Source organism: Arthrobacter alpinus (assembly GCF_001294625.1).
Taxonomy (GTDB): domain Bacteria; phylum Actinomycetota; class Actinomycetes; order Actinomycetales; family Micrococcaceae; genus Specibacter; species Specibacter alpinus_A.
The window spans coordinates 3,189,657-3,205,897 of the sequence record NZ_CP012677.1; the positions used below are offsets into that span (position 1 = coordinate 3,189,657).

General features: G+C 62.3%; 14 protein-coding genes and 1 riboswitch. Of the genes, 5 read left to right on the top strand and 9 right to left on the bottom strand.

Annotation, left to right across the window (positions count from 1 at the left end):
- Nucleotides 1-59 precede the first annotated feature (59 nt).
- The gene (gene cls, locus AOC05_RS14475; protein WP_062009830.1) at nucleotides 60-1,478 is read right to left on the bottom strand and encodes a cardiolipin synthase; all 1,419 of its coding nucleotides are present in this window, start codon (nucleotides 1,476-1,478) and stop codon (nucleotides 60-62) included.
- Between the two features lie 220 nt (nucleotides 1,479-1,698).
- On the opposite strand from cls, the gene AOC05_RS14480 reads away from it, so the two are divergent.
- Nucleotides 1,699-2,322, top strand: a complete 624-nt coding sequence (locus AOC05_RS14480; RefSeq protein ID WP_062007838.1) for an HdeD family acid-resistance protein — start codon at nucleotides 1,699-1,701, stop codon at nucleotides 2,320-2,322.
- 18 nt (nucleotides 2,323-2,340) lie between these two features.
- Nucleotides 2,341-3,258: an aminodeoxychorismate lyase gene (locus AOC05_RS14485; protein ID WP_062007839.1), complete on the top strand. Its 918-nt coding sequence runs from the start codon at nucleotides 2,341-2,343 to the stop codon at nucleotides 3,256-3,258.
- A gap of 48 nt (nucleotides 3,259-3,306) precedes the next feature.
- On the opposite strand, the gene AOC05_RS14490 is transcribed toward AOC05_RS14485, so the two are convergent.
- The 3 genes from AOC05_RS14490 to AOC05_RS14500 are packed head-to-tail and all read right to left on the bottom strand — an operon-like array spanning nucleotide 3,307 to nucleotide 7,812.
- Nucleotides 3,307-4,596 (bottom strand): alpha/beta hydrolase, encoded by a 1,290-nt coding sequence (locus AOC05_RS14490; protein ID WP_062007840.1) that lies wholly within the window; start codon nucleotides 4,594-4,596, stop codon nucleotides 3,307-3,309.
- Nucleotides 4,589-7,114 carry a bifunctional lysylphosphatidylglycerol flippase/synthetase MprF gene (locus AOC05_RS14495; RefSeq protein ID WP_062007841.1) on the bottom strand — a complete coding sequence of 842 codons (2,526 nt, stop codon included), beginning with the start codon at nucleotides 7,112-7,114 and terminating at the stop codon, nucleotides 4,589-4,591. Before AOC05_RS14495 ends, AOC05_RS14490 begins: the two co-directional genes overlap by 8 nt.
- A 56-nt stretch (nucleotides 7,115-7,170) precedes the next feature.
- Entirely contained in the window at nucleotides 7,171-7,812 is a 642-nt protein-coding gene (locus AOC05_RS14500; RefSeq protein WP_062007842.1) for a Pr6Pr family membrane protein, read from the bottom strand.
- Nucleotides 7,813-7,926: 114 nt separating this feature from the next.
- Nucleotides 7,927-8,048: riboswitch (SAM riboswitch) on the top strand.
- Between the two features lie 88 nt (nucleotides 8,049-8,136).
- On the opposite strand from AOC05_RS14500, the gene AOC05_RS14505 reads away from it, so the two are divergent.
- The 3 genes from AOC05_RS14505 to AOC05_RS14515 are packed head-to-tail and all read left to right on the top strand — an operon-like array spanning nucleotide 8,137 to nucleotide 10,036.
- Entirely contained in the window at nucleotides 8,137-8,397 is a 261-nt protein-coding gene (locus tag AOC05_RS14505; RefSeq protein ID WP_062007843.1) for a DUF1737 domain-containing protein, read from the top strand.
- A complete protein-coding gene (locus AOC05_RS14510; RefSeq protein ID WP_062007844.1) occupies nucleotides 8,394-8,786 on the top strand; it encodes a rhodanese-like domain-containing protein in 393 nt (130 codons plus the stop codon). Before AOC05_RS14505 ends, AOC05_RS14510 begins: the two co-directional genes overlap by 4 nt.
- 38 nt (nucleotides 8,787-8,824) lie before the next feature.
- Nucleotides 8,825-10,036 carry an O-succinylhomoserine sulfhydrylase gene (locus tag AOC05_RS14515; protein ID WP_062007845.1) on the top strand — a complete coding sequence of 404 codons (1,212 nt, stop codon included), beginning with the start codon at nucleotides 8,825-8,827 and terminating at the stop codon, nucleotides 10,034-10,036.
- 162 nt (nucleotides 10,037-10,198) lie between these two features.
- On the opposite strand, the gene AOC05_RS14520 is transcribed toward AOC05_RS14515, so the two are convergent.
- The 5 genes from AOC05_RS14520 to AOC05_RS14540 all read right to left on the bottom strand — a co-directional run bounded on the left by AOC05_RS14520 (nucleotide 10,199) and on the right by AOC05_RS14540 (nucleotide 16,207).
- On the bottom strand, nucleotides 10,199-11,206 hold the full coding sequence (locus tag AOC05_RS14520) for a hypothetical protein (RefSeq protein ID WP_062007846.1): 1,008 nt from the start codon (nucleotides 11,204-11,206) through the stop codon (nucleotides 10,199-10,201).
- Between the two features lie 266 nt (nucleotides 11,207-11,472).
- Nucleotides 11,473-13,005: a UDP-N-acetylglucosamine 1-carboxyvinyltransferase gene (locus tag AOC05_RS14525; RefSeq protein WP_062007847.1), complete on the bottom strand. Its 1,533-nt coding sequence runs from the start codon at nucleotides 13,003-13,005 to the stop codon at nucleotides 11,473-11,475.
- A gap of 176 nt (nucleotides 13,006-13,181) precedes the next feature.
- The gene (locus tag AOC05_RS14530; protein ID WP_062007848.1) at nucleotides 13,182-13,979 is read right to left on the bottom strand and encodes an energy-coupling factor transporter transmembrane component T family protein; all 798 of its coding nucleotides are present in this window, start codon (nucleotides 13,977-13,979) and stop codon (nucleotides 13,182-13,184) included.
- Nucleotides 13,976-15,577 (bottom strand): ABC transporter ATP-binding protein, encoded by a 1,602-nt coding sequence (locus AOC05_RS14535; protein ID WP_062007849.1) that lies wholly within the window; start codon nucleotides 15,575-15,577, stop codon nucleotides 13,976-13,978. Before AOC05_RS14535 ends, AOC05_RS14530 begins: the two co-directional genes overlap by 4 nt.
- 3 nt (nucleotides 15,578-15,580) lie before the next feature.
- Complete coding sequence (locus AOC05_RS14540) at nucleotides 15,581-16,207, bottom strand: ECF transporter S component (RefSeq protein WP_062007850.1); 627 nt, start codon at nucleotides 16,205-16,207, stop codon at nucleotides 15,581-15,583.
- Between the last annotated feature and the right edge of the window lie 34 nt (nucleotides 16,208-16,241).

The window sequence follows — 16,241 nt, forward strand, 5'->3', positions numbered from 1 at the left end:
GTAGAGATGTAGACCAGGCTGATTTAGTCAGGCTCAATCACCGGTTCGCCGCCGGCGCGCTACTGCAACGTCGCCGTCAGCCTAGCCACGTTGTCCACGTAGCGGGCCAGCACAGGCCGTTTCAGCCATTCCTCAAGGTGCAGTTCACGCGAAACGGCCCGGTAGTCTTCCTCAACTTGATGCATATCCATCACCACATCCTTGTCGATCATCATCACTGAGACCTCAAGGTTCAAGGAGAAACTGCGCATGTCCATGTTGGAGGAGCCAATGATCGCGACGTCTTCATCAATGGTGAAATGCTTAGCGTGCAGCACCAATGGTTTCGGGTAGAGAAAGATCCGCACTCCGGCCCTCAAAAGTGCCTCGTAGTAGGAGCGCTGGGCGTGGTGGACCAGGAACTGGTCGCCCTTTTCCGAAACAAACAGTTCCACTTGGACCCCACGCTGGGCCGCCGTCGTAATGGCATAAAGCAATGAATCATCGGGCACAAAATACGGGCTGGAAATGGTGATCTGTTCCTCGGCCGAGTACAGCAACGTGTTGAACAGGCGCAGGTTGTTCTCCGTGACAAATCCGGGCCCGCTGGGTACCACCTGGCACAGGACGCCGCCAGCAAAGGTGGTCCAGTGATGGGTTTCCAGCTGCGCTTCCAGGTTCTCTTCGGTTTCGCTTGACCAGTCGGTGGCAAACATGACGTTCAGAGTGCCAACGATGGGCCCCTCAAGTCGGGCCATCAGTTCAACCCATTTGCGCCCTACCTTGTGGTTGGCCTTCTTCCGGTAGGAGGGCTCGATGATGTTCTGGGAACCTGTGTAGCCCACCCTGCCGTCGACCACCAGGATCTTGCGGTGATTGCGTAAATCCGGGCGACGCCACTGGCCTCGCACCGGCAGTAGCGGCAGCATCCGCCGCCACTGGATTTGGCTGTCGTCCAGGCGGCGAATCATGGTGCGGTAGCCAGGAACCCGCAGCGAACCGATGTGGTCAAAAAGCACGCGCACCCGTACACCGCGTGCCGCGGCGGCAATAAGTTCGTTGAAAAAGTTATCCGTGGACTCATCCGAGCTCATTATGTAAAACTCGGCGTTGACATAGTTGGTGGCTCCGCGAATCTCCGCCGCCATGGCGTCGAGGGATTCCTGGTAGCCCTTGATCAATTTCACGGAGTTGCCGCCTAGTGCCGGGAAGAAGCCGAGGTTCTGGTTCAGCACAATGGCTGAATCGACCCAGGCCGGCCCGTCGTAGGCAGTGACTTCGGCGGCCATTTCCTTGGTGCCCTCCACAATACGAAGATTGACGGCCTCCTGCGTCTGACGCCGGTGCCGTGAAAGCCGGAAATTGCCGAACATGAGAAAAAGGATTAAGCCAACATAGGGCAGGAAGAAGATGCACAAAAGCCAGGCCATGGCCGTGGTGGGCCGTCTGTTGCCGGGGATCACACCGAGAACTACTATCCGGATCACCAGATCGATCATGGCGATCACCACGGAGAACCAGACACTGGAGGTGGGCAAACTAAACGCTGTCCAGATCAACAGTGACTCCTTGACTCGTTGGCGGCTGGCTGCCAGCTGCTGGCTTCAGCCTATCGTTAGAGGTGAAAACCCCATGACCGCAATTCTCAGGGCATTTGCTGCTACTCAGGCTAGTGTTTAGTGCAACCACATTGACGCACCTTTTTTGGGGAGGCAAGCCATGAGTTCACAACAGCCCACCGGTATTATCTTCGACGAGTTCGCTCTCGACCCGGCCAAACTGGCCAAGTCAGCCATCAAAGGTTTACGGTTTGCCTTTGGCATCAGCGGTGCCGTTGCCTTGATTCTAGGTGTTCTCCTGCTCTTCTGGCCCACCAAGACACTTGCGGTGGTCGCCGTTTTCTTGGGCCTGAACTTCCTCATCACCGGTGCCGTGAAACTGGCCCTGGGTATTTTCACGCACGGGCTTTCCGCCGGAATGCGGATTCTGGACATTCTCTTTGGGTTGATCCTAGCCGTGGCGGGAATCGTCGCCATCAAGAACTCCGCGGCAACCGGGGAGTTCTTGCTGATCTTCACGGTCATCATCATTGGCATCGGCTGGATCATTGAAGGCATCTTGGCAGTCGTTGAGTCCGGTACAAGCACATCACGGACCTGGGCCGTCCTCTTTGGCGGTCTGAGCATCGTGGCAGGCATCGTGGTGCTGGTAGTCCCCACCTGGACGGCCGCATGGCTGCTGCTCATCACCGGTGTCTCCCTTGTCATCCTGGGCCTCGCCGGCATTGTCCGCGCCGTCACTTTTGGCCGCGGCATCCTTGCGGGCCTGAGCGCAGGCACCTGAGGTACTAGGCTTTCACGCATGACTGTATTGGTTTTTTTGGACCCCGCTTTCCCCGCCGGACGCATCGTAGACGCTGGCACGCCCGCCCTTCTGGCCACCGACCAGGGCGTGACCCGCGGCGACGGCATCTTTGAATCGCTACTGGCTGTCAACGGTCAGCCTCGAAAGGTTGACGCCCACTTTGCAAGGCTGGCAGGCTCTGCGCACGCCATGGACCTGGCCATCCCAGGCAAGGAAGCGTGGCTGGCGGCCATGACGACGGCGGTCACGGCCTTCACCTCCGCAGAGCCCGCCGTGCTGGACGGGCACACCACCACGAACGTGGTGCTGAAGCTGATTGTCACCCGCGGCCCGGACGGTGCCCCCACGCCCACCGCCTGGGTGCAGGCGTCGGCACTCTCCCCGGCCCTTGCCGAGCAGCGGGCCAAGGGCCTGGACGTGATCTTCCTGGACCGCGGCTATGACAGCACCATCTCCGAGCGTGCGCCATGGCTGCTGCTGGGCGCCAAGACCCTCTCCTACGCCGTGAACATGGCGGCCCTACGCCACGCCCACCAACAGGGCGCCGATGACGTGATCTTCACCAGTAGTGACGGGAAAGTGTTGGAGGGACCGACGTCGTCCGTCCTGTTGGCACATATCACGGACGACGGCGGGGTCCCCGTCAAGCGCCTCATCACACCCAACCTTGACAGCGGCATCTTGCCCGGCACCACCCAAGGTGCGTTATTTGCCGCAGCGCAAGAGGCCGGCTGGGAACTGGGCTACGGCCCGGTGGAGCCGGCGGATCTACTGGACGCCGACGCCGTCTGGCTGATTTCCAGCCTCCGCCTGCTGGCGCCGGTCAACACGATCGACGGGTTGGAGATCGGAACCGCCGAGGTACGTGCCCGGCTGAGCGCAGAGCTCAGCGCACTACTGTCGACAACGCACTAACGCCACCGGCGGCTTGGCCCTGACGCGTCACTGCGTTGGGCGGCCGGTTCAGGGGCTCAACCCAAGGCGTGGATAGAGGACTTCGAAGCCTTTCTCCAAACCCCCGTTCAATGCGGCAATCACATGCCCGCCGTTGGGCACCTCATAGTAAGTGCTTGACATTCCAGCGGCACCGGCTGCCGCCGCCACCTCCTTTGCCGCCGCCACGTAGACGGTGTCGTCGGAACCGGCCGTGAAAATGGCGGTGGTGTCCGGATACTTCCTCTTGTCCATAATGTTGATGGGTTTTTGTGCGTCATAGGCGGCCTGGTCCCCGCCGAAGAACTCGGCAAGGGTTGCGTCCGGATATTCCGCCCCCGGGTATTGTTCCCCCGAAATATCCAGCACGTTTTTGAAGATGTTCGGGAATTTCGCCGCAAGGGAGATCGCGCACTGGCCGCCATTGGAATATCCGCCAATAGTCCAATACCTAGGATCTTCGAGGATGTGTAAATTCGACTTCGCGAAATCCAGGACATCCTTGATGATGTAGCTTTCCACGTTGCCGTACTGTTTTGTGTCCAGGCACAGGGTGTCGTTTTGCTCGGGACCGATCTGATCGGCCACGACCACGATAGGGGCCAGCCCGTTGTGGGCAGCGGCGAATTTGTCCAATGTTGCCGCAATGAATTGTGTGTCCGGGTTTCCCGGTTGCCCCATCATCATGATCACCAGGGGCAGCCGTGGCGCGTTCGCCACCCCTGCCGCTGGCGGCAGGTAAATGCCCGCAGGGCGGGCAACGAACCCGGATGTGGTGTTGGGGATAATTTTATCTCCCTGCGACCCGGTGGCTGGCATGTCTGCCGGGGGCTTCCAGCTTTTCCACAACGGAACGTCGCCACCTGCGAGGCCACCGTCGTCGTGCTTGGGCAGGTCAATGGTGCTGTTGCTGGAAATACCAAATACCGAGGCCAGGGTCCGGTTGAGCCCGAATTCGCCGTTGATGCCCACGGTGGCCGTCAGGACAAAGACGGGAATGGAAATCGCCGCCACCAACTTGCGCCAGCGGGGGCTGCGTCGAAAACTCACGCTGGCCAGCCCCAACCCCACAAATGCCGCAACAAACCAGAACCTGATGGGATATTTCACGCCCACTTTCAAAACGTCCCACACATCGATGGTGACCCACAGAATGAGAACTCCGAGCAGCCCGCCGACACCGACGCCGGCAAGCGCCCGCAACATCCACCGTTTGCCGGGCCGCATAAACAGCAGTGCAAAGAAGAAGATCCCCACGGCGGCGGCAGAATAGATGACCGTGTTCGAGGTGAGATCGGCGGCTAGAATATGTCTAATCATGTGCGGGCTTATTTTCTCCCTTGGCCGTGATTTGCCGCAGGAATCCGGCACTGTCACGGGCTGAGAGTGCCGGCAGGTACGCGGCGGTGATGGCCAGGCCAATGGCTGGCAGTGCCAGTGAATCGTTGTAGAGCAGGTACAGGGTTTGATGTTCGGGCTGGAATCTGGATTTGAAGGCAGCCAAGGATTTGAAGCCATACATTGGCTCCAACGCATTGCCCAACATGGTTAGCACTTTCTCGATCACCGAACCGCTTTCATCGGTTTCGCTGCCTCCGGAGTTGGCCAAGGGGGAACCAGAGAGCGAGATCGTTCGAACTTCCTCCTTAAAGTGTGTGACCGCTGAGGCGATCAGGAACTCCATGACCCCCTTGAAGCCTTCCTGCCGGCGCCTCATGAAGTCCAAAGTCCAGCCGGAGATGTCCCGCTCGGCATACACCGGCAGCCAGCTCGTGACCCCATGCACCAAGCCGTCACCGTCGACGGCTACGCAGCACAGTACCTGGGCGTCCTTGAGTTCATCCAGCCCGCCCAGGGTAAAGCCCATTTCCGGCAACGATTTCTCCGACACCCATTCCTCGGATATTTCCGCAAGCTGGGCGCGGATGCCCGGCGGCATGGCCGAATAGCTGTACCAATGGTCTTGGATGCCAAGTTTGCCGGCCCGGTTCAGTGCCGTACGCACGTTTTGCCATTCCTTACCCTTGAACGTCATCGCCTCAATGTTCAAGAGGGTCTCTTCTGCTACTTCCAGGGCCCGAAAATGGAGGCCGTCCAAGGCCTCGCCCACCTCCGAACGCACCGAATAGAAGCAGGGGATCAGTCCCTGCTCAACACAGTGAGACACGAAGTTCCGGGTTGCCTGCGCTTGGCTGTCAACAGCCCCAAACGGGCCAGCGATAGTCACGGCGACCCCGTTGTGCACCTGGTATCCGATGGCGTTTCGGCCGTCCTCACTGAACCAGTAGACGTTGTTCGCCCATAGGGACATCCAGGATAATGACCCGCCGCCGTCCTGGAGCAATTCCCGGACTTTGGTTCGTGCTTCCTTGGCGTTGGCGGAATCGGCCGTGTACAAGCGCAGGTCCTTATACGCCAACACAGCAAACGCCAACCAGAGCACAGCGCCACCAAATCCGTAAATAATGGTCGTCACCAGCCCCTGCGGCAGTACAACCACAAAAGGCATGGGGAACGGAATGAGCACGTGGGTCAGTTGCGCCAGCAGGTTGCCGAGGTTGGAACGGCCAAGGTTCCCCTCAACAAACCACATGAGCGTGTAGATAAAGATCAAAGTGGCGCCGACCATCGCGGTCCGTCGGAACAGTTTTTTGGCCGCGCGGGCCCTGGAGATCACCGGAAACTTGCCCCGGTGCATAAACAGCAGGAGCGCGATGGCCGCGGGCACCAGCACCGATGGCAGGATGTAAACCGCCAGGAACCCCAGTTCCAGGTTCCCCCCGACCAGGTCCGGCGAGGCCAAGAACACCACAACGGCCCCCAACACGACAATGGCAATCAGTGCATTGATCACCAGGGCGGTCCAAAGCGCCAAACGCCGCCCCCTTCGCAACCCTTCCGAACACACCAGCAACAAAATCACCGGAACCAACGACAACAGCACGGCACCGACACTGCTGACCCCGACCACCGATTGGAGGTTTATGCACGCGGCATCGGCATCGCACATTTCATGAAGTTCATCCGCATCCGGGCGACCCGCAAGCATCAAGGACGAGACGGTGCTCAACGGTCCGACGGCGAAGGCGTCCGTGAACTGGGCGATCAGGGGGCCGACGGCGAACACCCCGACCACTGTTGCTAGCAGGAACCTGGCCTCGCGAAGCGACGGTCGAGCAAAGAGTTTGCCGGTGGCATGGCGCCGTCCGGTGCCGACCAGACGTCCGACCAGCAGACCAAACACGCCACCGAGTAGTAACTGCAGTGTTTGGGCCACCCCCACATAGAAGACAAACATCAAGGAAAACGCGAGAAGCCAGGTGCGCAGGCGGTGCCGCCACAAACTCTCAAGTGAGGCCGTCGCCGCCCCAAGTGCGGCGGCGGCGCCACCATAGGCGCCAACCACATATTCGCCGCCAAGGTAGCTGAGCCAGCTGTCATTTCCTGCCGTGCCCGCTGCGGTCAAGGCAACCAGAGCCAAAGAGCTGACGATCTGGCCCACCAGGAACATGGTGACGGCGCGTGTGGATCCGACGATACGTTCGGCGATCCCCACACCCACAGCAATGACCACCAACGCAAGCAGAGCATCAAGCCACGAGGTGGCAAAGAATGCGCTGACCAGCACCGTCCACCAGGCTGCGCTCACGTCGCCAAGGTCGATCCCCACCACTGCGAGCACGTCGTCGGAGACGCCATTGGCCAACCCTCCGATGGCGGCTGTTGCAATGAGCACCACGAGCATCAAGAAAACCGTTGCCGGAGACTTGCGCACCACGGAAAACGCTCCAGCGCACCACCGTTTGGTTTTAGATTCGCGCACTAACTCCGTGGTCATGATTTCCCTCATCTCGATGACTTTTTTTGGGGCACTCCCACGCCTCGGCACGCAGCTTAGACGATGGCTGCCACGGGTGCCGGCCGCACCAAAGGACGGAGCTTGTTGGCCAGCAGAATCAGCACGACGCTGACGGCGAGGAAGGCAACCGCAATCAGCACACAGGTCACAGCCACCTGGCCGTAGCCGCCGTTTGCCGGGTTGAGGAACGGATACGCGTACCAGTTGATCGCGGCACCACGGATCAGTGAATAGGCCAGGTACGCCAGCGGGATCAGCCCCAGAATCCAGAGTTTGCGCAGCGGGATCCTCCTGCGCGGCGGCTGGATCAGCCAATCTGCCACCACCGCAATGGGCATCACATAGTGCAGCCACGTGTTGATCCACGGCAACAAGGATCCAAGGTCCACATCGCGCAGCAGGGCGCTGAAGACAATGCCCACCAACGCCATGGCGACCACCGAAACACAGCGCAGCAACTGCCACAGCGGGCCCAATTCGCGCCCCCTCCAGGTCAGCACCGACTCAACCAGCAGAACGCCCGCAGCCAAAATGTTGGAGAGGTTGGTGAAGTAGCTGAAGAAATTCAACACGTCGTAACCGTTGGTGATGTGGATACCCAATTGTGTTCCGACGGCTGTCAGGGTCACTGCGCCAAGTGCGAAGCGCACGGCGGCGAGGATGCGTCGCGTAGTCATGGGTTCATCCTGCCACCTCTGCGCCTTTTCAGACACGAGCGGCGCCGTCATTTTCAGCAATATTTCCCGTCATGATTGGCACCGGACCCGGGTGGGTGTGTTAGTTTCAAAGGGAGTAATGAGCGCCAGTTTTAAGCCCTGACTTGCTGGCCGGCAACCCTCTCTTGCGGTGGGGTGCCTCAGGTGAATACTCGGCAAACCCAGCTACCCGAGGCTGTGGCTTGCAAGCGTGAACCACCTGCCGTGCTGCCAACTTTAGATGTGCAAGCCCCGTACGGAGATGTCCCGTTTGCTGGCGACGCCCACTGCATTCAAGGAGTCCACGTGTCCGCCGAAGATACCCCCCTTACCTACCGCCTGATCACCGGCCCCGATGACCGCTCCTTTTGTGAGCGGATCTCGGCTGCCCTGGCCGACGGCTATATTTTGCACGGCGGGCCGGCACTGACGTTTAACGGCACCTCAGTGGTTGCCGCCCAGGCAGTGATCCGCCCGCATCTGGTGGCGCACGCGGACTCGGCCATTGCTGATGCAGTCCTGGACCTGGAGGATGAGGAAGAGTTCGACGGCGAGGGAATCGCATGAGCTACGCCGGCGACTTGGCGCCTGCGCAGGCGTGGGAGACGCTAACCCAGGGCGCTGTGCTGCTGGACGTGCGCACCGCGGGCGAATGGGCCCATATTGGCGTGCCGGACCTTTCCTCCTTGGGCGCCGAGCCGGTCTTCATCCCCTGGAACCTTGCCGACGGCACCAACAACGCCGCCTTTGTCACAGAACTGGCGGCCGCCGTCCCGGCAGAGACACCCCTGGTGGTTTTGTGCCGCTCGGGTGCAAGATCCATTGCAGCGGCGCAGGCAGCCACGGCCGCCGGCTACACGGCGTTCAACGTTTTGGAAGGTTTTGAGGGTGGGACCGACCGCTTCGGCGAGCGGACGCTCAACGGCTGGAAGAACCGCCAGCTGCCCTGGAAGTAAACTTCTTATCTGCGAAAGCTAAAAGGAAACACACGCACTTGAGCAACTTTAATGAGCACGCTCCGACGTGGGCGCAAGACACCCAGGCCGTCCGGGGAGGGTTGGACCGCAGCAACTTTCAGGAGACCTCCGAGGCCATCTTCCTCAATTCCGGATTCGTGTACGAATCCGCAGAGGCCGCAGAAGCCGCGTTCACCGGCGAGGTGGACCGCTTTGTGTACTCACGTTACGGCAACCCGTCGGTGGCCACATTCCAGGAACGGCTGCGCTTGCTTGAGGGCAAGGAGGCCTGCTTTGCGACGGCGTCCGGAATGTCGGCGGTGTTCACCGCGTTGGGTGCCCTGCTGGCTGCCGGGGACCGTGTGGTGGCCTCGCGATCGCTCTTTGGCTCCTGCTTTGTGATCCTGAACGAACTGCTGCCGCGCTGGGGTGTGACAACGGTGTTTGTTGACGGGCATGACCTTGAACAGTGGCGTGAGGCCCTGTCCGTGCCCACCACAGCGGTGTTCTTTGAGTCGCCGTCGAACCCCATGCAGGAGATTGTGGACGTGGCGGCAGTTTGCGATCTAGCGCATGCCGCCGGCGCCCAGGTGGTGGCCGACAACGTCTTCGCCACACCCCTGTTGCAGCGCTGCGGCGACTTTGGTGCCGACATCATCGTCTACTCCGGCACCAAGCACATCGACGGCCAGGGGCGTGTGCTGGGTGGGGCCATCTTGGGCACCAAGGCGTTCATCGACGGACCCGTCAAGAACCTGATGCGGCACACCGGCCCGGCACTGTCGGCGTTCAACGCTTGGGTGCTGACCAAGGGCCTGGAAACCATGAACCTGCGCGTCACGCATTCGTGCCACAACGCCCTGGCCCTGGGCGCGTTCCTGGAGCAGCAGCCCCAGGTGGGCCGCGTGCTGTACCCGCACCTGCCGTCGCACCCGCAGTATGAGCTGGCCAAGAAGCAGATGATGGCCGGCGGCACCGTGCTGACCTTTGAGTTGGCCGAGCCCGCCGCCGGCACCACCAAGGACGCCGCGTTTGCCCTGCTCAATGCCCTCCAGATCATTGACATCTCCAACAACCTAGGCGACGCCAAATCCCTGATCACCCACCCGGCCACCACCACGCACCGGGCCATGGGGCCCGAGGGGCGTGCGGCCATTGGCCTCAGCGACGGCTTCCTGCGGCTCTCTGTCGGTTTGGAGGACGTGGAAGATTTGAAGAAGGACCTGGCGGCGGCGCTGTCGGCCATTTAGGGGTTCCCGCTGCTGCCCCAACGAAAGGGACGGCGTTTGCACCCCCGCCTTCTGCCTACGCCCCCACCACAACCTTCGCGGTCGGTGCGCATGTCTCCGCCTTCTGCGCATGTCCGGACATGCGCAGAAGGCGGAGACATGCGCGATGCCCGCCGGCGGATGCTATTTTTGCGGGATTCCGGCTTGGCGGAGCAGCCGTTCAAAGCCGCGAAGGTTCATCATCTCGTCCCAAGTCCACCGAAAGACCCCTACATTCTGTGCCCGGATCTGGTCCTCGCGGTCCTTTTCCTTCAGGATGCGATTCTCGAGGGACAGCCCATTACCCCAGTCGGCGCGGAGATACTTGGCGCGGCCGTCAAACTCACCCACACGGCGCTGCTCCTCAAACCAGAAGTCCGTGAAAGCTGGGCTGCCGTCACGGAGCACAAACTTGTGTTGCAGTTCAGGGGCAACGAAGCCCAGCCGGGCCATCCTGACCCGGCTCAGGGATTCACCCGCGGATCCGGACAGCCCGGAGGCGAATTCTATGACGGCCACGGCCCTGTTGCGGGCGGCCTTCGACGTAAGCTGCTCTGCGGCAGCCGTGAGCTCCGCTTTCAGCAGCGGCGGGCCCTGGGGATGGTCGTTCTTCCAGGAGGGTTCAAAGATGCCACTGGAAACACCCGGCGGCGTGAAGGTGTTCTCCACTTTGCGACGCAGCGGCTCGTGAAGGCTGGAATCGCAGGCGGCCACCGCACGTTCAAACGTCAGGCTGGCGATCAACTGCATGGTTGTGGTCAGCTTGTCCGTTAGCAGCAGTTCCCCGCATTGGACCACGCCCTCGGTCACGGACCCAATATGACAGGTGACATCGTCATGGCTGCGGCCGCCTGTCGCCGACTCAGTTATGCAGTGAAGACTCTCCTCGGGTCTCCCGACAAGCCACAACCCCCAAACGAGTGCTGCCGTGGCATGGCAAAAAACTGGAGGCAGCTTCGACCGTATGTGATATGCCGCGGCCCGCAGGCCGTATTGGGATGGCTGATCCATGGCCTTCCACTCGACGGCGTCAGCGTAGACTGCCCGACGGACTTTGACCAGCTTGCCCTTATTTTTCAGTTTGGCCAGGTCCCGGGCATCACGGCCCAGCAATTCCATGTCTTCGGGAAGAATCAGGCGTGGTGGTTTCATGGAATCAACCGTTCCAGCGTCTCCGACAGGATGTAAGGGTCCCATGGGAAATTGTGGATAACCTCGAACGGTTATCCACAGGCGAATCAGATCTCCGGCGCCTGTCGCCGCGTACGTCCCCGCCTTCTGCGTACGTCCGTACGTGCGCAGAAGGCGTGAACATACGCGGCGGGCGCAGGGAGCTGGGACGGGCGCACGAAAAAGTACGACGGCGGCCGGTGACCCTTTGAATCAAGGATCACCTGCCGCCGTCGTACTTTAAGCGGTCAGTCTTGGAAGTACTCTATCTCGGCGCCGATGGTGTTCAGGCGCTCGGCCAGGTCCTCGTAGCCGCGCTCAATGACGTAGATGTTGCGCAGCTCGCTGGTGCCCTTGGCAGCGAGCATGGCCAGGAGGATGCAGGCGGCCGGGCGCAGGGCCGGTGGGCAGCCGATCTCAGCCGCACGCCACGCCGTAGGGCCCTTGATGTCTATGCGGTGCGGATCCAGCAGGCGCACGCCGGCACCGAGCCGGTTCAGTTCCGTCAGGTAGATGGCTCGGCCCTCGTACACCCAGTCATGGATGAGCGTGGTGCCTTCGGCGCAGGACGCGATGACGGCGAAGAACGGCAGGTTGTCAATGTTCAGACCCGGGAACGGCATGGGGTGGATCTTATCCGGGGCCGCCTTCAACTCCGACGGCAAGGTGGTGATGTCCACCAGGCGGGTCTGGCCGTTGCGGGCCACATACTCGGTGGACTTCACATAACGGAAGCCCATCTGTTCTAGGATCTTAAGCTCGATCTCCATGAACTCGATGGGCACGCGGGTGACGGTCACCTCCGACTTGGTGACGATGCCGGCGGTGATCAGGGACATGGCCTCGATGGGGTCCTCCGACGGGAAGTACTCGATGTCCACATCAATGCGGGCTTTGCCGCGAATGGTGAGCGTGGTAGAGCCAACGCCCTCCACCTGCACCCCCAGTCCCTGCAGGTAGAAGCACAGGTCCTGGACCATGTAGTTGGGGCTGGCGTTGCGGATAATGGTGGTGCCCTCGCGGTGCGCGGCGGCCATGATGGCGTTTTCCGTGACGGTGTCCCCCCGCTCGGTGAGCACAAAGGTCCTGTCGGCGGTGTCACTGAGCGGCGCCTGCACCTGGTAGAAACCGTTGTGAGCGCTCACGTCAAGGCCGAACTCGCGCAGGGCCTGCATGTGCGGCTCCACGGTGCGGGTGCCCAGGTCGCAACCACCGGCGTAGGGGATCCGGTAGACCTCCTGCTCGTCAAGCAACGGGCCCAGGAGCATGATGACGCTGCGGGTGCGCTTGGCCGCCTCAACATCCATCCCGAACAGGTCCAGTACTGCGGGCCGGCGGATCTGGAGGTCGCTGGTATTGAGCCACTTGCATTCCACGCCGATGCTGGTCAGCAGCTCAACAATCCGGTTCACCTCTTCAATGCGGGCCAGCCGGCGCAGCGTGGTGGTGCCACGGTTGATCAGGCTCGCACAGAGCAGGGCCACGCCGGCATTTTTGCTGGAGTTGACCTCCACGCTTCCGGAGAGTTCGCGGCCGCCGTGGACCCGCAGGTGGGTGACGGTGTTCTTGGGTGAGTTGCCCACGTTGACAATGTTGGTGCCCAGCAGGGATTCCATACGCTGGATCATCTTCAGGCTCAGGTTTTGCTTGCCTTGTTCCATGCGGGCCACGGCACTTTGGCTGGTGCCCAACTGGGCTGCGAGTTCCAGTTGCGTCCACCCGCGATCGTTCCGAGCATCACGCACTAATACACCAACAGTTTCAGCAGCCACTTGAGTCATAACAACTTTTATATCATGAGAAGCATATTTTGATGGACTTTAGTGACTAATCTAGCCGGATGGACAGTTTGGCAACTAAATTAACCGCTGGGTGCGATAAATACATCTGCGCAGTCACCCTCTAGTACCTCAACGCTACCCCGCCCACCGCCACTGCCGGGACATTCCCTTTTTTCTTAGCCAAACACCGGATTCCAGCTCCCCAGCACGACGGCGGCCCCCACCGCCACTGCGACGATCGCCACTCCCCCGGCCAGCACCCCCAGATCCCGGCCCGAGTAGCGAGATTCCCTGGCCCAAGTTCGCCGGCCGGCACCGAAGCCCTTCGCCTCCATGGTGACCGCCAGCCGGGAGGCCCGGCGGATGGCCTGAACCAGCAGCGCCATGGCCTGCCCTGCCCCGGCCTTGACGCCGCTGAAGAAGCCGGGTTCGCCACCCACGCCGCGGGCGCGCCGTGCCATACCCAGGGTTTGCCACTCTGCCACAAGCAGGCCCACTAGGCGCATCGCAGCCAGCGCGCCCAGGACAAACCTGTGCGGAAGCCGCAGCTTTTGCGCCAAGGCATCGGCCAGGTCCGTGGGGTCCGTGCTGGCCAGAACAATGATGCCCGGCAGCGCTATGGCCAATCCACGCACGGCGATGGCGGCCCCTGCCTCCACCGAGCCGCTGGTGAAGCTCACAGGCCCCAGGGCCAGCAGGAGCTCACCCGTCTTCGGGGCCAGCAGCGCCGTCCCATACCCGCCCACACCGGCCGCCAGCAAGATGGGCCAGCCCCGGCGCAGCAACATGGCCGCGCTCAACCCCGCCAGCGGCAGCAGCAGCACTTCCAAGGCCAGTGCCACCGTGGCGGAGACCCAGTCGACACTCAACAGCAAGGCGACCGTGATCACCATGCCGGCGCCAAGTTTAGCCAGCGGATTGGCACCGGCCAGCCAGGCCATGGACCGCGGCGCGGCCAGCACATCCACGCTCATCGCCGCACCGCCTTCGCTGGTGTAGGCGCTGGTGCAGACTGTGGTGCAGATGTGGGTGCAGACGCAGCTTCTGGTGCGGGATCGCCAAGTACCAGCCGGTCTCCGCCCAGAAGCTGCGTGAAGAGGGCGTCGTGCGTCACCGACAGCACGGCGGTCCCGGCATCTAGCAGCTCGGTCAGCAATGACGCCAGTTCCGCCCACGTGTTGGCGTCCTGGCCAAAGGTCGGCTCGTCCAGTATCAGGATTTGCGGGCTCGCCGCAAGCACCGTGGCCACGGACAAGCGGCGCTTCTCCCCGCCGGAGAGCGTAAACGGGTTGGCGTCGGCCAGGTGTTCCAGCCGCAGCCGGGACAGTAACTCCTGAACCTTTTCACCTCCCCGGCCCAACAACCGGGGAGCAAAGAGCAGCTCTTCACGGACACTTCCGGTCACAAACTGGTGCTCCGGTTCCTGAAAAACGGTCCCGATCCGGCTGATGAGTTCCCGTCCACGCCACGTCAACGGCGAGCTTCCCGCCCCACGCGCCAGGGCTTCCGTCGCCACCAAACTGCCGCTTGCAGGGGGCAGCAACCCGGCCAGGGTCAGTGCCAGCGTGGATTTTCCCACCCCGTTGGGGCCCGTCACGCTCAGCGCCCGCCCCGCGTAGAGGCGCACGGAGGGAACGACGGCGGCTGGCACGGCCGGGTGCCGGCGCCGGTTTTTGCTTCGGGAGACGCCGAGATCCGCAGCTTCCAGCAACAGCTGCGAGCCGGCGTCGTGGTGGTGCCCTCCAGACCCGGACCCGGTGCGCTGGCGAACGGCCGGCACATGCCCCGGAACCCACACGCCTGCGTCGGCAAGCAGGCGGGCGCCCTGGGCCAGCACGGTGGCCGGCGGACCGTCGAACAGCACGCCTCCGGGCTCCCCCGCGGCACTGGGAGCCAGCACCACGATCCTGTCCACCACATCCAGCCACACCGGTACCCTGTGCTCCACCACCACCAGGGTGGCACCGGTTTCGGCAAGGCTGCGGCAGACGGCGTCGCGCACATCCACCACTCCTGCGGGGTCCAGGTTGGCGGTGGGCTCATCCAACAGCAGCAGGCCCGGGCGCATGGCCAGCATACCCGCCAGGCCCAAGCGTTGCTTTTGTCCGCCCGAAAGCGCCGATGTGGGGTGATCCAGCGGCAGCGCCAAGCCCACTGCCTCCAGCGCGGCAGGGACCCGGCGCCAGATTTCCTCCCGAGGCACGGACAGGTTCTCCGCACCGAAGGCCACGTCGTCGCCTACGCGGGACAGCACCACCTGCGCATCCGGATCCTGTTGCATGAGCCCGGTCCGACCGCGGGCCTGCGCCACCGGCGCCCCATCAATGAGCAGGGTGCCAAACTCGTCGGCGTCCTCATCGACGCCCAAGACGCCGGCAAGGGCGTGCAGAAGCGTGGACTTTCCGGCTCCGGAGGGACCCAGCAACAGCACTCGTTCCCCGGGTGCTATCTCCAGGTCAAGGTCATGGATTGCCTTGGCGGCGCGCCCCGAATGCTGCCACCCCCACCCCTTGGCGCTGATCCGCGCCGGGGCAACGCCGCGCCCTTGCGCACCGGATCCTTGCGCAGTCACGGCCTACACCACCGATTCGGCGGCGGCCCCGCGCGAGGGTAGATTGGCCAGCGCACCGGTGCGTGCCAGTCCGCGCACGGCCAGCCAGGACAAAAGGCCGGCGATGACGGCACCTGAGACGGCGGCCAGCACCACATACAAGGCCTTCCACTCGAACGCCCAGGCCACGTTGGAGATCAGGCTGTCGTTGAGCCCGAGCGCCACCCCTGATAGCGCGCCCGCAAGCAGGGCCACCGGCAGCGTGAATTTGCGGTACCGGAACAGGGCAAAGATGGCTTCCGCGCCCAGGCCCTGAACCAGTCCCGACAGCAGGACGGTGAAGCCAAAGTGGGTGCCCAGCAGGCCCTCCACGGTGGCCGCCACCAGCTCGCAGTACAGTGCGGCACCCGGTTTGCGGATCACTAAGGCACCCAGCACGCCGGCTATGAGCCAGCCGCCGCCGTAGAGTGCCACAAGGGGCGGAAACGCGACGGTCAAGGCGCTGATCAGGCCGTAGCCGGCGGACCACAGCCAAAAGATGACACCCACGGCCACGGCCAAAACCGATGCCACCACAATGTCCACCACGCGCCACGTACTCTTGGCAGCTGCCTTGGGGTTTGCGGGATTGCCCGCTGCTGACTTGCTCATAAAGATTCCTCCTTTTCAGGAGGGGCAGCTGCTA